At 42.0% G+C, this 13,415-nt stretch carries 13 protein-coding genes; 4 read left to right on the plus strand and 9 right to left on the minus strand.

Features of this window, described 5'->3' with window-relative positions; genetic code table 11:
- The first annotated feature begins 16 nt into the window (after window positions 1-16).
- Window positions 17-1,021 (plus strand): metallophosphoesterase family protein, encoded by a 1,005-nt coding sequence (locus FDF36_RS05420; protein ID WP_220390634.1) that lies wholly within the window; start codon window positions 17-19, stop codon window positions 1,019-1,021.
- Window positions 1,022-1,159: 138 nt separating this feature from the next.
- Here FDF36_RS05420 and hisB read toward each other — a convergent pair whose 3' ends face one another.
- The 5 genes from hisB to FDF36_RS05445 all read right to left on the minus strand — a co-directional run bounded on the left by hisB (window position 1,160) and on the right by FDF36_RS05445 (window position 6,236).
- Window positions 1,160-2,284 carry a bifunctional histidinol-phosphatase/imidazoleglycerol-phosphate dehydratase HisB gene (hisB, locus tag FDF36_RS05425; protein WP_220390635.1) on the minus strand — a complete coding sequence of 375 codons (1,125 nt, stop codon included), beginning with the start codon at window positions 2,282-2,284 and terminating at the stop codon, window positions 1,160-1,162.
- Between the two features lie 5 nt (window positions 2,285-2,289).
- Window positions 2,290-3,327, minus strand: coding sequence for a histidinol-phosphate transaminase (gene hisC, locus FDF36_RS05430; RefSeq protein ID WP_220390636.1), 1,038 nt, complete (start codon window positions 3,325-3,327; stop codon window positions 2,290-2,292).
- Window positions 3,324-4,610, minus strand: a complete 1,287-nt coding sequence (gene hisD / locus FDF36_RS05435) for a histidinol dehydrogenase (RefSeq protein ID WP_220390637.1) — start codon at window positions 4,608-4,610, stop codon at window positions 3,324-3,326. Before hisD ends, hisC begins: the two co-directional genes overlap by 4 nt.
- A gap of 36 nt (window positions 4,611-4,646) precedes the next feature.
- On the minus strand, window positions 4,647-5,498 hold the full coding sequence (gene hisG / locus FDF36_RS05440; protein ID WP_005807457.1) for an ATP phosphoribosyltransferase: 852 nt from the start codon (window positions 5,496-5,498) through the stop codon (window positions 4,647-4,649).
- A gap of 246 nt (window positions 5,499-5,744) precedes the next feature.
- On the minus strand, window positions 5,745-6,236 hold the full coding sequence (locus FDF36_RS05445; protein ID WP_005780335.1) for a PaaI family thioesterase: 492 nt from the start codon (window positions 6,234-6,236) through the stop codon (window positions 5,745-5,747).
- 121 nt (window positions 6,237-6,357) lie between these two features.
- Between FDF36_RS05445 and FDF36_RS05450 the strand changes: the two genes are divergently transcribed.
- On the plus strand, window positions 6,358-7,065 hold the full coding sequence (locus FDF36_RS05450; RefSeq protein ID WP_005821036.1) for a pirin family protein: 708 nt from the start codon (window positions 6,358-6,360) through the stop codon (window positions 7,063-7,065).
- Window positions 7,066-7,142: 77 nt separating this feature from the next.
- Here the strand turns inward: FDF36_RS05450 and FDF36_RS05455 are convergent, their stop codons facing one another.
- Both FDF36_RS05455 and FDF36_RS05460 read right to left on the minus strand, forming a co-directional pair.
- Window positions 7,143-9,152: a protein-disulfide reductase DsbD family protein gene (locus FDF36_RS05455; RefSeq protein ID WP_220390638.1), complete on the minus strand. Its 2,010-nt coding sequence runs from the start codon at window positions 9,150-9,152 to the stop codon at window positions 7,143-7,145.
- A 97-nt stretch (window positions 9,153-9,249) separates the two neighbouring features.
- On the minus strand, window positions 9,250-9,549 hold the full coding sequence (locus tag FDF36_RS05460) for a Dabb family protein (protein WP_005780342.1): 300 nt from the start codon (window positions 9,547-9,549) through the stop codon (window positions 9,250-9,252).
- Window positions 9,550-9,650: 101 nt separating this feature from the next.
- Here FDF36_RS05460 and udk point away from each other — a divergent pair, with 101 nt between their 5' ends.
- Window positions 9,651-10,259 (plus strand): uridine kinase, encoded by a 609-nt coding sequence (udk, locus tag FDF36_RS05465; protein ID WP_005780344.1) that lies wholly within the window; start codon window positions 9,651-9,653, stop codon window positions 10,257-10,259.
- Window positions 10,260-10,261: 2 nt separating this feature from the next.
- On the plus strand, window positions 10,262-11,653 hold the full coding sequence (locus FDF36_RS05470; protein ID WP_220390639.1) for an MltF family protein: 1,392 nt from the start codon (window positions 10,262-10,264) through the stop codon (window positions 11,651-11,653).
- A gap of 53 nt (window positions 11,654-11,706) precedes the next feature.
- Here FDF36_RS05470 and FDF36_RS05475 read toward each other — a convergent pair whose 3' ends face one another.
- On the minus strand, window positions 11,707-13,260 hold the full coding sequence (locus tag FDF36_RS05475) for a sodium:solute symporter family protein (RefSeq protein WP_005780348.1): 1,554 nt from the start codon (window positions 13,258-13,260) through the stop codon (window positions 11,707-11,709).
- Window positions 13,257-13,382 carry a symporter small accessory protein gene (locus FDF36_RS21510; RefSeq protein ID WP_005780350.1) on the minus strand — a complete coding sequence of 42 codons (126 nt, stop codon included), beginning with the start codon at window positions 13,380-13,382 and terminating at the stop codon, window positions 13,257-13,259. The genes FDF36_RS05475 and FDF36_RS21510 overlap by 4 nt, the downstream gene beginning before the upstream one ends.
- Window positions 13,383-13,415 lie beyond the last annotated feature (33 nt).

Genomic DNA, 13,415 nt, shown 5'->3' on the forward strand with positions numbered 1-13,415 from the left:
TTAATCCATATTTATAATGAAAAAGATTATTTTAAGCAGCGTATTATTGCTATCCGGCTTCTTTATCCAAGCGCAGCAAGCTCCCGAAAAAATCAGCTTTAATTCCAATGGTGAATTTAAGATAGCGCAATTTACCGATATGCACTTGGGACATGATCAGGAGAAAGACCGAATAGTGGGAGATATGATCAAAGAAGTACTTGATTCTGAAAAGCCTGACCTCGTGATATTTACAGGAGACAATACTACTATGGATGAAGTCCGGCAAGCTTGGGAAGCCATATCTGCCGAACTGTCGGCCCGCCGGATCCCCTGGACAGCCGTATTGGGAAATCATGATGACGAATATGCCGTAAAGCGTAATGAAATCATTCGTATCATCCGAGAACAACCGTATTGTATGATGAAACAAGTGGCAGAAGGAATAAAAGGAGAAGGTAACCATATTCTCCCTATTTACAGTTCGAAAGACGGAAATAAAACAGCCGCATTGCTTTATTGCCTGGACACAAATGCTTATTCGAAGATAAAAGCTGTAAAAGGATATGACTGGATCGGACGATCCCAAATAGACTGGTACTCCCGCGAAAGCCGGAAGTACACAGAACGGAATGAGGGACAACCATTACCTGCATTGACCTTCCTCCATATTCCGCTACCGGAGTACACCCAAGCATGGGAATCGTTCGAAACCAAACGTTACGGAGACCGTAACGAAAAAGAATGCAGTCCCAATATAAACAGCGGTATGTTTGCCAATATGCTGGAATGCGGTGATGTTATGGGTGTTTTTGCCGGACACGACCACGTAAACGATTACATCGCTACTCTCTATAACATCGCTTTAGGATATGGACGAGCTTCGGGCGGAAAAAACACTTACGGAGATAAAACACCAGGCAGTCGTATCATCGTATTGAAAGAAGGTAAACGTGAATTCGATACTTGGCTTCGGGAAAAAGGAAATACGGCAAAACTGAACGTATGTACATATCCCGGCTCTTTTGTAAAAGAGAAATAGAAATCACTTTTATAAATATTCAAATAGAAAGGGCTATAAAAACTTTTTAGGTGATTTACAGATTATCCCTCCAACCTATAATAAACGTTTGTCGAATTATAGTTGGAGGGATAAATTTATAAGGTAAAAAGTTAATTGTCACAAAACTCCTTTACTGGACGGCAATTCGAAATGATAGATATCCCTCTTCAACGCCATCTTCAACGCACGGGCCAGCGCTTTGAATATTCCCTCTATCTTGTGATGCTCATTCTGCCCCTCAGCCTTAATATTGAGGTTCATCTTGGCTGCATCACTCAGAGACTTAAAAAAGTGTAAAAACATCTCGGTAGGCATCTCTCCTATCTTTTCACGCTTAAACTCGGCATCCCATACCAACCACGGACGTCCTCCGAAATCCAGGCATACCCGGCAAAGGCAATCATCCATGGGCAAAGCATAACCGTAACGTTCAATTCCTCTTTTACTACCCAGCGCCTGATAGATACACTCACCCAATGCGATAGCCGTATCTTCGATGGTATGATGTTCGTCTACCTCGAGGTCCCCCTTCACCCGGATCGTTAAATCCATACCGGAATGTTTACCAATCTGCTCAAGCATATGGTCAAAGAAACCTAACCCGGTAGAAATGTCACAAGTACCCTTACCATCCAGATTGAGGGCTACCAGGATATCGGTTTCTTTCGTTGTCCTGCGTATTTCTGCTTTCCGCTCTCCTGCAAAAAGGAACTCAGCCACCCGATCCCAATCAGTAGTGGCAAGAGCACAATAAGTTTCCAGTCCCTTTTCTTTCAGCAAATCAATGGATTCCTGAAGGTAAATGGCACGGCAACCTATATTTTTAGCCAATTCTACATCTGTCGGACGATCTCCAATGACAAAGCTGCCCTCCAGATCATATTCCGGATTGGAAATATACTTAGTCAACATTCCTGTACGCGGCTTCCTCGTAGGAGCACAATCTTCGGGCATACTGCGATCTATCAGGATATCATCGAACGTAATGCCTTCTCCGGCCAGAGTTTTCAACATCAGGTTGTGCGCCGGCCAAAAAGTTTCTTCTAGGAAAGAAGAGGTGCCCAAACCATCCTGATTGGTCACCATGACAAATTCAAAATCAAGTTTACTGCGAATAAAGCCCAAGTTGCGGAAAACTTTAGGATAGAATTCAAGCTTCTCCAGTGAATCGAGCTGATAGTCGACAGGCGGCTCAATGACAAGCGTGCCATCACGGTCTATAAACAGTACTTTCTTTTTCATTTTTCCTATTGATATTTTTTCAGTGCTCCAATCAGTTTGGCATTCTCCGTCCGTGTACCTACAGTCACACGAAGGCAGTTGCCACACAATGATATGGAATTTCGATTACGTACAATAATACCCTCTCCCACCAGATAATTATAAATCTTCACGGCATCGGTCACACGTGCCAGAAAAAAATTGGCATTCGATGGAAATACCTGTAATACGCAAGGCAACTCAACGAAAGCTTCTTCCAGATATCCCCTCTCCTCCTTCAATATTTTTACCCAGCGTTCTATCTCGTAGTATTTGTGAAGCATTTCTATAGCTTGTTGCTGAGTCAACTGATTCACATTATACGGATACTTGATTTTACTCAAAACACCGATAATCCCCTCGGAGGCAAAAGCCATACCCAAACGAATAGCCGCACAACCAAACGCTTTTGAGAAAGTCTGCAAGATAATCAGATTCGGATACTTACCCAACTCTGACAAAAATGAGGGTTCATCGGAAAAATCATTATAAGCCTCGTCCAGAATGACCAATCCTTCGAAATCATTGATCACCTTTATTATCTCAGACCGAAGCAGATCATTTCCCGTCGGATTATTGGGTGAACAAAGGAAAATCATCTTAGTCCGTTCATCCGCAACTGCCAACAACTCATCGGCAGAAAACTGAAAATCATCGTGAAGCAGCACTTTGCGGTATTCCACATCATTGACATCGGCACAAACCTGATACATGCCGTACGTAGGATCGATAGCAACCACATTGTCTCTGCCCGGCTCACAGAAAGCACGAAACACCAAATCAATAGCCTCATCACTGCCATTTCCCAGAAAGATATGGGCAGGAGTTACTTTTTTTATCTTGGACAATTCCAACTTCAGATCCCGTTGCATCGGATCCGGATAGCGATTGTGCGGCAGGTTATACGGATTTTCGTTAGCATCCAGAAAAACAGATGCTGATGCCCCACTATATTCATCACGGGCCGAAGAATAGGGTTTTAGTCTCCAAATATTCGGACGGGTTAATTCTTGCAATGTTTTCATTTTCTTATCTCCTCCAATCTAACAGTTACCGCATTTTTGTGCGCATCCAGGTGTTCATTGGCAGCCATCACCTCAATAGCCGGGCCAATAGCCGACATTCCATTGGGAAGTATCTCTTGAAAAGTGATCTTACGGATGAAACTGTCCAGACTCACTCCGCTATAGGCTTTAGCATAGCCGTTGGTAGGTAAAGTATGGTTAGTTCCCGAAGCATAATCACCTGCGCTTTCGGGAGAGAAGGCACCCAAAAAGACCGAACCGGCATTGACTATCTGTCCGGCTACTTCCATATAGTCCTTCGTCTCAATAATCAGGTGTTCAGGAGCGTAAGCATTGGTAAGTTCCAAAGCTTCCTCCATATCCTTCACCAATATCAACTTACTGTTGGCCAAAGATTTTTCGGCAATATCGCGACGGGTTAGATAGCCCAACTGTCGCTCAACTTCGTATACGACTTCCGTTTGCAATTTTTCAGACGTAGTAATCAACACAGCCTGGCTATCCACTCCATGTTCCGCCTGAGACAGAAGATCAGCGGCAACAAACACTGGATTAGCAGATTCGTCAGCCAGCACTTCTACTTCTGAAGGTCCGGCCGGCATATCAATGGCTACATCCCTCAAGCTAACAAGTTGTTTGGCTGCTGTAACATACTGGTTTCCCGGACCAAATATCTTATAAACCTTAGGAATACTCTCTGTTCCGTATGCCATGGAAGCAATGGCCTGTACTCCACCCGCCTTAAATATTTTGCTGACTCCGGCCAGATGGGCAGCAAAAAGGATTGCCGGGTGCACTTTCCCATTTTTGTCAGGTGGTGTGCAAAGTACAATCTCTTTGCAGCCGGCAATCTTGGCAGGAATTGCAAGCATAAGCACGGTAGAGAATAAAGGGGCCGTTCCTCCGGGAATATATAAGCCGACCTTTTCAATGGCTACTGCCTTCTGCCAACAAGTAACCCCTTCCATAGTATCTACCTTTTTCCCCTCAAAACGCTGTGCAGCATGGAAAGCTTCAATATTACGTTTAGCCAGATAAATGGCAGCTTTCAATTCTATAGGAACCTCTTTTTCTGCTTCTTCAATCTCTTCGAGTGTAACGCCCAGTGAAGTAAGTTCGGCTTTATCAAACATAGCTTCATACTCCATCACCGTCCGGTCTCCACCAACTCTTACACGATTAATAATATCACGTACAGTATCAAAAAGGCTTTCTGTGTTGAGTACGGGGCGCTTCAGAATTTCATCCCACTGCGATCTATCGGGGTATTTAATCAGTTTCATTATTTTTTTAATTAAAAGTTCAACAAACAGACTCGCCTAAATAATCATCTTTTCAATAGGCAATACTAAAATTCCCTCCGCTCCCAGTGCTTTCAGTTTACCTATAATCTCCCAAAATCGTTTTTCATCAAGTACTGTATGCACAGAGCACCAACCTTCCTGTGCCAACGGCATTACGGTAGGACTCTTCATCCCCGGCAATACGGCAATAATATCGTCCAACTTATCTTTAGGTGCATTCATCAGTACATATTTTTTATCTTCGGCTGTTTTCACGGCATCCATACGGAAAAGCAATTCGTCCAATACCTCTTTCTTCTCTTTACTCATATTCTTATTGCCTATCAGCAGAGCTTCCGACTTCATCACGACCTCCACTTCTTTCAGACGATTGCTGACCAACGTAGAACCGGAACTGACAATATCAAAAATGGCATCCGCCAGTCCGATGCCTGGAGCAACCTCTACAGATCCGGTAATGACATGAACCTCGGCTTTAACTCCATTACTTTTCATGAAATTATCCAGAATTCCCGGATATGAAGTAGCAATTTTTTTTCCATTAAACCAACTTAGACCGGGATATTCAATATCTTTGGGCATAGCCAGAGATAAACGACATTTGCTGAATCCAAGACGCTTAATAATTTCTGCGTCTTCTTGTTTTTCTACGAATTCATTTTCTCCCACTATACCAAGATCAGCAACTCCCGTAGCCACAGATTGTGGAATATCGTCATCACGGAGGAAAAGCACCTCAATTGGAAAATTGGACGACTGTACGAGTAAAGTACGTTTAGTTGTGCTCAGTTTGATGTCTGATTCTTCAAGAAGGGCCATAGTTTCTTCAAAAAGGCGCCCCTTGGCTTGTACTGCGATTCTTAACATAATTACAATATCTTAATTTACAATTTAAATTCAATATCCGGAAAATAAAAAAGGCCCACCTTATCGGTAAGCCTCGTATTCTATCATATATATACACAATATCATCCTGCCCACCGAGTTATTCGATCGAGTAATGATGATGGCGATGTGTAATAGTAATGTTCATATCTTCATTCTTTATGCGACAAAAATAAACTATTAGTTCCGAATCACCAAACAATTATCAGAAAAACTTCCGTTTTTCTTTCAAATCAAAGGGAGTATCTCTTCATCTTCTACTCCACATGATAAAAAGTGCATCTCTTCTTTAGCTTTTTCCTTTGGAAAAGTGAAATAAGTGCAGATCGCTTCCGTACACAATTCTCCATTTTTGTTATAAAGACGTGCCTCTATCAGTACAATATTGCGTTTCACCTCTTTAATATGTGCCTTGAGTACTACATGCGAATCATTAGTATTGATCGACTTACGATAGCGAGTTTCCATTTTCGATGTCACTCCTGTCGTCTGTAACTTCCGGAGAACCACCCAGGCACAGATTTCATCGAGAAGTACCGCCTGAATGCCTCCATGCAACGTATCAATCCATCCTTGGTATTCGGGACGCGGACGCCAGATACTTATCACTTCATCATCCTCTTCATAAAATTCCATTTTCACACCGGCTTCATTGTTGGGAGCACAACCAAAGCAATTATATCCTTCCATTCCCTTCCAAGGATTAATAATCTTTTTCATACTTTCCTATTTTAAATTGCTCAAAGATATAAATCTTTTTGTAAAATGCACAATTCTCGCTACCAGAACTTTATCTATCATTCATTTGTTATACGAATATTCTATTGAAGAAAGGAAAAATATGAAAACAGTAGTAGACAAAGCCTCCTCCAGAGGTTATTTCAATCATGGCTGGCTTAAAACCTACCATACATTTAGCTTTGCAAACTATTACAACCCATCGAGAATGCATTTTGGCGCATTGAGGGTGCTGAATGATGACAGTGTAGCTCCATCAATGGGATTTGATACACATCCTCACCAGAATATGGAAGTGATTTCTATTCCCTTGAAAGGTTATCTGAGACATGGTGACAGTGTAAAAAACACCCAAACCATCACTCCCGGCGATATCCAAGTAATGAGTACGGGTAAAGGTATCTTTCACAGCGAATATAATGGCAGCGATAAAGAACAGTTAGAATTCCTACAAATATGGATATTTCCGAGAATCGAGAATACAGAACCGGAATATAACAACTACGATATCCGCCCCTTACTGAAAAGAAACGAACCGATCTTGATTATCTCGCCTGACGGTAAGGTACCTGCTTCCATCAAACAAGATGCCTGGTTTTCCATGGGAACATTTGATGCCGGAAAAAGCTTTGAATACAAATTGCACCAAGAAGGCAACGGAGTTTATATCTTCATCATCGAAGGGGATGTGAAGGTTGCAGATAATCTGTTATCAAAGCGTGACGGTATCGGACTCTGGGATACGAAGAACTTTAAAGTGGAGGTAATCCAGGAAGCAACTTTATTGTTAATGGAAGTACCAATGCGATAAAGCAATAATAAAACATAAGAAAGGCTGCCCCGCTTTATGCGAAGGCAGCCTTTCTTTTCATTTATTGAACACACTATTTATTTTTCTTTCCGGTAGTTCTCAAGTCCGGTCTGCAAGAAGTCTATATACTTGGATATATCTTCATCATAAGCATATGACTTGTTCAGCGGCTTACCTTCATTATCAATCAAAACATAAAAAGGCTGGGCATTGGCACCAAATTTCACACGCTGCAGATAACTCCATTTATCACCTACCGTACGCAGAGTACGTTCTGTTCCATTCTCTGTAATCTTCACCGGTTCGGTAAGTGGAGTCTTGTTATCAACATAAAGGGTAATCAATACATAATCATTATTGATAATGCTACTTACCTTCGGATCAGTCCATACGGCAAGCTCCATCTTACGACAGTTCACACAACCATATCCTGTAAAATCGAGCATCACCGGTTTGTTATGCTGGCGGGCATATTCCATACCCAAGTCATAATCGTCGAACTTAGCATGTACCTCATTGGTATAAAGATTAAAGTCCTGAGTCTTCATAGGTGGTGCAAACGCACTGACAGCCTTCAAAGGTGCTCCCCACAGGCCCGGAATCATATAAATGGCAAAAGCCAAAGAGATCAGTGCCATGAAAAAACGAGGAACGCTCACTTTCGTATCATCGTCATCGTGTGGAAACTTGATCTTGCCTAACAGATAGAAACCAAGCAAAGCAAAAATCACAATCCACAAAGCAAGGAAAGTTTCACGATCCAGAATTCTCCATCCATATGCCAAATCGGCAACAGACAGGAATTTTAGAGCAAAAGCCAATTCCAAAAAGCCCAATGTTACTTTAATCACATTCATCCAGCCTCCTGACTTAGGCATTGATTTCAGCCAAGACGGGAATAAGGCGAATAAAGTGAACGGCAGAGCCAGCGCAATGGCAAAACCGAGCATACCAATCGCAGGAGCAACTACGCTGCCGGTAGTAGAAACCTGTACTAACAGGAATCCGATAATAGGGCCTGTACAAGAGAAAGATACAAGCGATAATGTAAATGCCATCAAGAAAATACTCAGTAATCCGCTGGTAGCTTCTGCTTTACTATCTACAGCCGTACTCCATTTTGCAGGAAGTGTCAGTTCGAAAGCTCCAAAGAAAGAGGCGGCAAATACGATCAACATCAGACAGAACAGAATATTGAAGACCGCATTGGTGGAAAGAGCATTTAGCGCACTGGCACCGAATATCAAAGTAATGGCAAGTCCCAATGCCACATAGATCACAACGATAGATGCACCATAAGTCCATGCATCACGGATACCTTTCTTTTTATCTTTGCTCCTTTTTAAAAAGAAGCTTACCGTCATCGGTATAATAGGCCATACACAAGGAGTAAACAAGGCCAGCAAACCTCCCAGGAATCCTGTAATAAAGATATAGATCCAGGACATATCTTCCTGAGAATTTGCTTCTCCGAACTTCTTCAAATCATTAATAACCGGCTTCCATAAATCAATGCTGCCTACAGCAGGAGTAACAGCAGTAGCTGCCGGTTCTATAATACTATCAGAAACTGATGCGACAGGCTCTTCAACCGATGCTGCAGGAGTCTCTTTTACCGAAGTTGCAGCAGTTACAGCCGCCTTACCCGAAAGCTTGAAAGGGACTTGTGTAGGAGGTAAACAGTTTTCATCGTTACAAGCTCCATACTCCATATAACCTTCAATTGAATAATCATTGCCGGTAAACTTTATCTTTTGTACGAACTGGGCTGTCTTTTCAAAATAACGCACCTTCATTTCGAATAGCTTATCAAAGCTCGAAACTTCTTTTCCCCTCGGGGTCAATTTACCAACCACTTCGGCACCTGATATCTTATCCACATTAAAAGTAGCAGAAATAGGACCACCATCACCCAGATCGGTAGAATATACATGCCAACCGGCTTCAATCGTACCAGTAAAAACGATTTCGGCTTCAGCACCCGATCGGGTTTTCAGCTCTGTTTTAAACTTTACAGGTTCTTGTATCTGCGCCTGTGTCGTAAACACAACCAACAGTAAAAGCAGAAAAGAGGATAATTTCTTCATTCTTTAATTTTTTATGATGTTTCTAAAAATATAACAGCTATCGAAATTTCCAGGTTTGAGTTTTCGGCAAATCTTAAATAGCTATCATTTTTTATAACTAAAATTCATAATCTACACACGCCCGGCTCTCTTTCGTTTCCGCCAGAATTTTACCGGCAGCCACATGTTCGGGATGGGTAGCGTAGAACTTTACATCATCCAGATTATCAAATTCACTATACAACGCAATATTCCAGGTTTCCCCCGGATTCATATTCAGCCCGACCTCAATCTTACGGATCACAGAGATTTTAGCAGGCAATGCTTCGATAGCTTCTTTAAAACTATTCATCACAACGAGTTTCTTTTCTACAGAAACATCGTCTCTTAACTTAAATAATACAATGTGTTTTACCATTACGTTGTTATTTTAATTATTTGTTTTTATATTTGTCAGCCGAAGTTGTTTTTTACAATTGCAAAATTACTTTATTTGTTTCAAATATACACTATAAAAGGATGTTAATAATAGGAATAGCAGGCGGAACAGGCTCAGGAAAGACCACCGTCGTACGGAAAATCATTGAGAGTCTGCCGGCTGGCGAAGTAGTATTACTGCCACAGGATTCATACTATAAAGACAGCAGTCATGTGCCGGTGGAGGAACGGCAGAACATCAATTTTGATCATCCGGACGCTTTTGAGTGGAGCCTTTTGTCTAAACATGTTTCCATGCTGAGAGAAGGCAAGTGCATTGAGCAGCCCACCTATTCCTATCTGACCTGTACCCGTCAGCCCGAAACGATACATATTGAGCCACGTGAAGTTGTCATTATCGAAGGTATCCTGGCCCTATGCGACAAAAAACTGCGTAATATGATGGATCTGAAAATATTCGTCGATGCCGATCCTGATGAACGGCTAATACGCGTCATCCAACGTGATGTAGTGGAACGGGGCCGTACGGCAGAAGCTGTAATGGAACGATACACACGCGTTCTGAAACCCATGCATTTGCAGTTCATCGAACCTTGTAAACGTTATGCCGACCTGATTGTCCCTGAAGGGGGAAGCAATCAAGTAGCCATCGATATATTGACCATGTACATCAAAAAACACATCGGTTAGTCATGAAACGGCACCTCGTAGTTTACTCTCTCTTTTTCCTGCTCTTCTGTATACTGTCCTGCCGTAATAAGCAGGTAATCGTTACAGAAGATACTTATGCACACGACTTGGAGCAAATCAAAGATAGTGGCGAGCTCGTCGTTCTCACCCTTTACAGTTCGACATCTTATTTCATTTACCGTGGGCAAGACATGGGTTTCCAGTATGAACTCAGTGAACAATTCGCTAAAAGTTTAGGCGTAAAATTGCGCATAGAGGTTGCCAAGGATGTACCGGAATTAATTCGGAAATTGCTGAATGGTGAAGGAGATCTTATCGCATATAATATTCCAATTACCAAAGAATTAAAAGACAGTCTGATTTATTGCGGTGAAGAAGTAATCACCCACCAGGTGATTGTTCAGCGAAACACCGGAAAAACAAAGCCACTGAAGGATGTAACCGAATTGATCGGCAAAGATATATACGTAAAACCGGGCAAATATTACGAGCGGTTGGTCAATCTGGATAAAGAACTTGGCGGAGGTATTCATATTCATAAAGTAACTAATGACAGCATTACTGCTGAAGATCTGATAACTCAGGTTGCACAAGGTAAAATCCCCTATACGGTTGCAGACAATGACGTAGCCAAACTGAATGGCACTTATTATCCCAATCTGAATACCAGCCTTTCTATCAGTTTTGACCAACGGGCTGCATGGGCAGTACGCAAAGATTGCCCGCAACTGGCAGAAGCGGCAAACAAATGGCATAAAGAAAATATGACCTCACCTGCGTATACAGCCAGTATGAAAAGATATTTCGAAATCAGCAAGGCAATGCCCCACTCTCCCATCTTATCCTTAAAAGAAGGCAAAATCTCTCACTACGATAACTTATTCAAAAAATACGCCAAAGAGATAGGCTGGGACTGGCGCCTGCTGGCATCTTTAGCTTATACAGAATCCAACTTCGATACAACTGCCGTATCATGGGCAGGAGCAAAGGGATTGATGCAATTAATGCCCGCTACCGCACGTGCAATGGGAGTCCCACCGGGAAAAGAGCAAAATCCGGAAGAAAGTATCAAAGCTGCCGTAAAATATATTGCATCAACAGATCGCAGTCTGAGTATGGTTCCAGATAAACAGGAGCGGATTAAATTTATCCTCGCTTCATATAATGCCGGATTGGGACATATTTTTGACGCTATTGCACTGGCAGATAAATATGGCAAAAATAAAACGGTATGGACTGATAATGTAGAAAATTACATCCTACTGAAAAGCAATGAAGAGTACTTCACCGATCCGGTGTGTAAAAACGGATATTTTCGTGGAATAGAAACATATAATTTTGTGAGAGATATCAATTCGAGGTACGAATCGTACAAGAAAAAAATAAAAAGCTGAAATGCTTCTAAAGTCTGCAATCAAAAAAATTGCAGACTCTTGACAACGCATTTTTATTTTTTTCCTTTTCCTGTCAGCAAACTTATAATAATAACAGCTGCCACTGACAATGGTAATGCAAACAATATAGGATCTATCATCGGAAAAGGATAGGTTTCAATCAACACATCCTTACCGAAAAGCCATCTGCATACCCCCATAGCTGCCGCTTCTTTCTGATGAAGAAAGGCTAAAGCAAATAAGCTTCCTATAGTTCCTATCCAAAGGCTTGCCATCACTCCCTGCCGGGTAGCGCGTTTCCAATATAAGGCACAAAAATATGCGGGAAGGAAAGCTGCTGCACAGATACCCATAAAAATAGAAGTTCCACGGGCAATAATATCATTGGGCAACATATAACAAATGATATAACTCACTAATATTGAGAACAGCACTCCCAGACGAATTACATTAGTCAGTTTGCCACGTGAACGAGGCTTGTAAGTACCATAAATATCAGAACCGACCGAGGCACCCATCGTATGGAACTGTGAACTCAGTGTAGACATACTGGCAGAAAGAATGCAAAGCATGAAAAGTGCGGCAAACCAGTCCGGCATTGCTTTATTTATAAAGTATGGAATAATTTTATCCATATCTTTGACTGCTTCTGTAGCCACTACACCTTCGGTTTTAAGAAAGAAAAGATTACTTAGTGCCCCTGCATGATAAATAGCACCTACGGTGATAATCAGGAAAAAACATCCGATAAAGACTCCCCGGTTCAGTTGTTTACTACTCTCTACAGTCATAAAACGAACCACCAGTTGAGGTTGAGCAAGACAACCGATCCCAACTCCCAGAATCAAAGAAGTGACCAATGTATACCATTGAGGTGAACCGGTAACAGGCATGGCAGTCCATCCCTGATGTCCTAACGCCTTGAATTTCTCCGGAACCAAAGGGGCAATATCTGTCAGCGCCTGATTAGCTTCCGTAAAGCCCATATCCAGTACCCGATACAATGAAAAAAGCAAGAACAGCATACAGCCAAACATAATAACCGCCTGCAAAGCATCCGTATACATCACCCCCTTCATACCTCCAGCTATCACATAGGCCGCTATTACCAGGGTGAATATCAAAAGCGAGACATTAAAATCAATCTGAAAAATCTGTTCGATAAAAACTGCTCCCCCCTTCATTACCACTGCCGCATACAAAGGCATTCCAAGAAAAATAACTGCCGCCACAAACACCTGTATCCCCCGTGAACGATAATGCCTGCCCAACAATTGTGGAAATGTACTGACATTCAGTCTGGCTCCCATCCTGCGTGTCCGGAGGCCGAAAAAGATAAACGCAATCACCACCCCGATAAACATATTCAGAAAACAAAGCCACTGAATACCCATACCGAAGGCAGCAGCCACCCCACCAAAACCGACAATGGCAGAAGCAGATATGAAAGTAGCACCATAAGAAAGTGCCATGACAAATGGATTCATCTGTCGCCCCCCTACCAGATAATCACTGGCGGAAGTTGTCTTTTTATAACCTAAAAAACCAAGATAAGCCAATGATAGCAGATAAGCTATCACAATCAGTCCAAGTGTAAATGTATTCATCGTGTTTTATCTTTTTCGTCGTCTTTATTCCAATATTTAAGACCAAACCAGGCAGCAAAAAGCACACATACTACCGAAAGCAGATATGGCAAAATGATAAGAGAGTCGCTTATTCCAAACATTCTTGTATTAGATTTCGATTAATATTGGTGCAA

The organism is Bacteroides fragilis (assembly GCF_019583405.1).
Classification (GTDB): Bacteria; Bacteroidota; Bacteroidia; order Bacteroidales; family Bacteroidaceae; genus Bacteroides; species Bacteroides fragilis_B.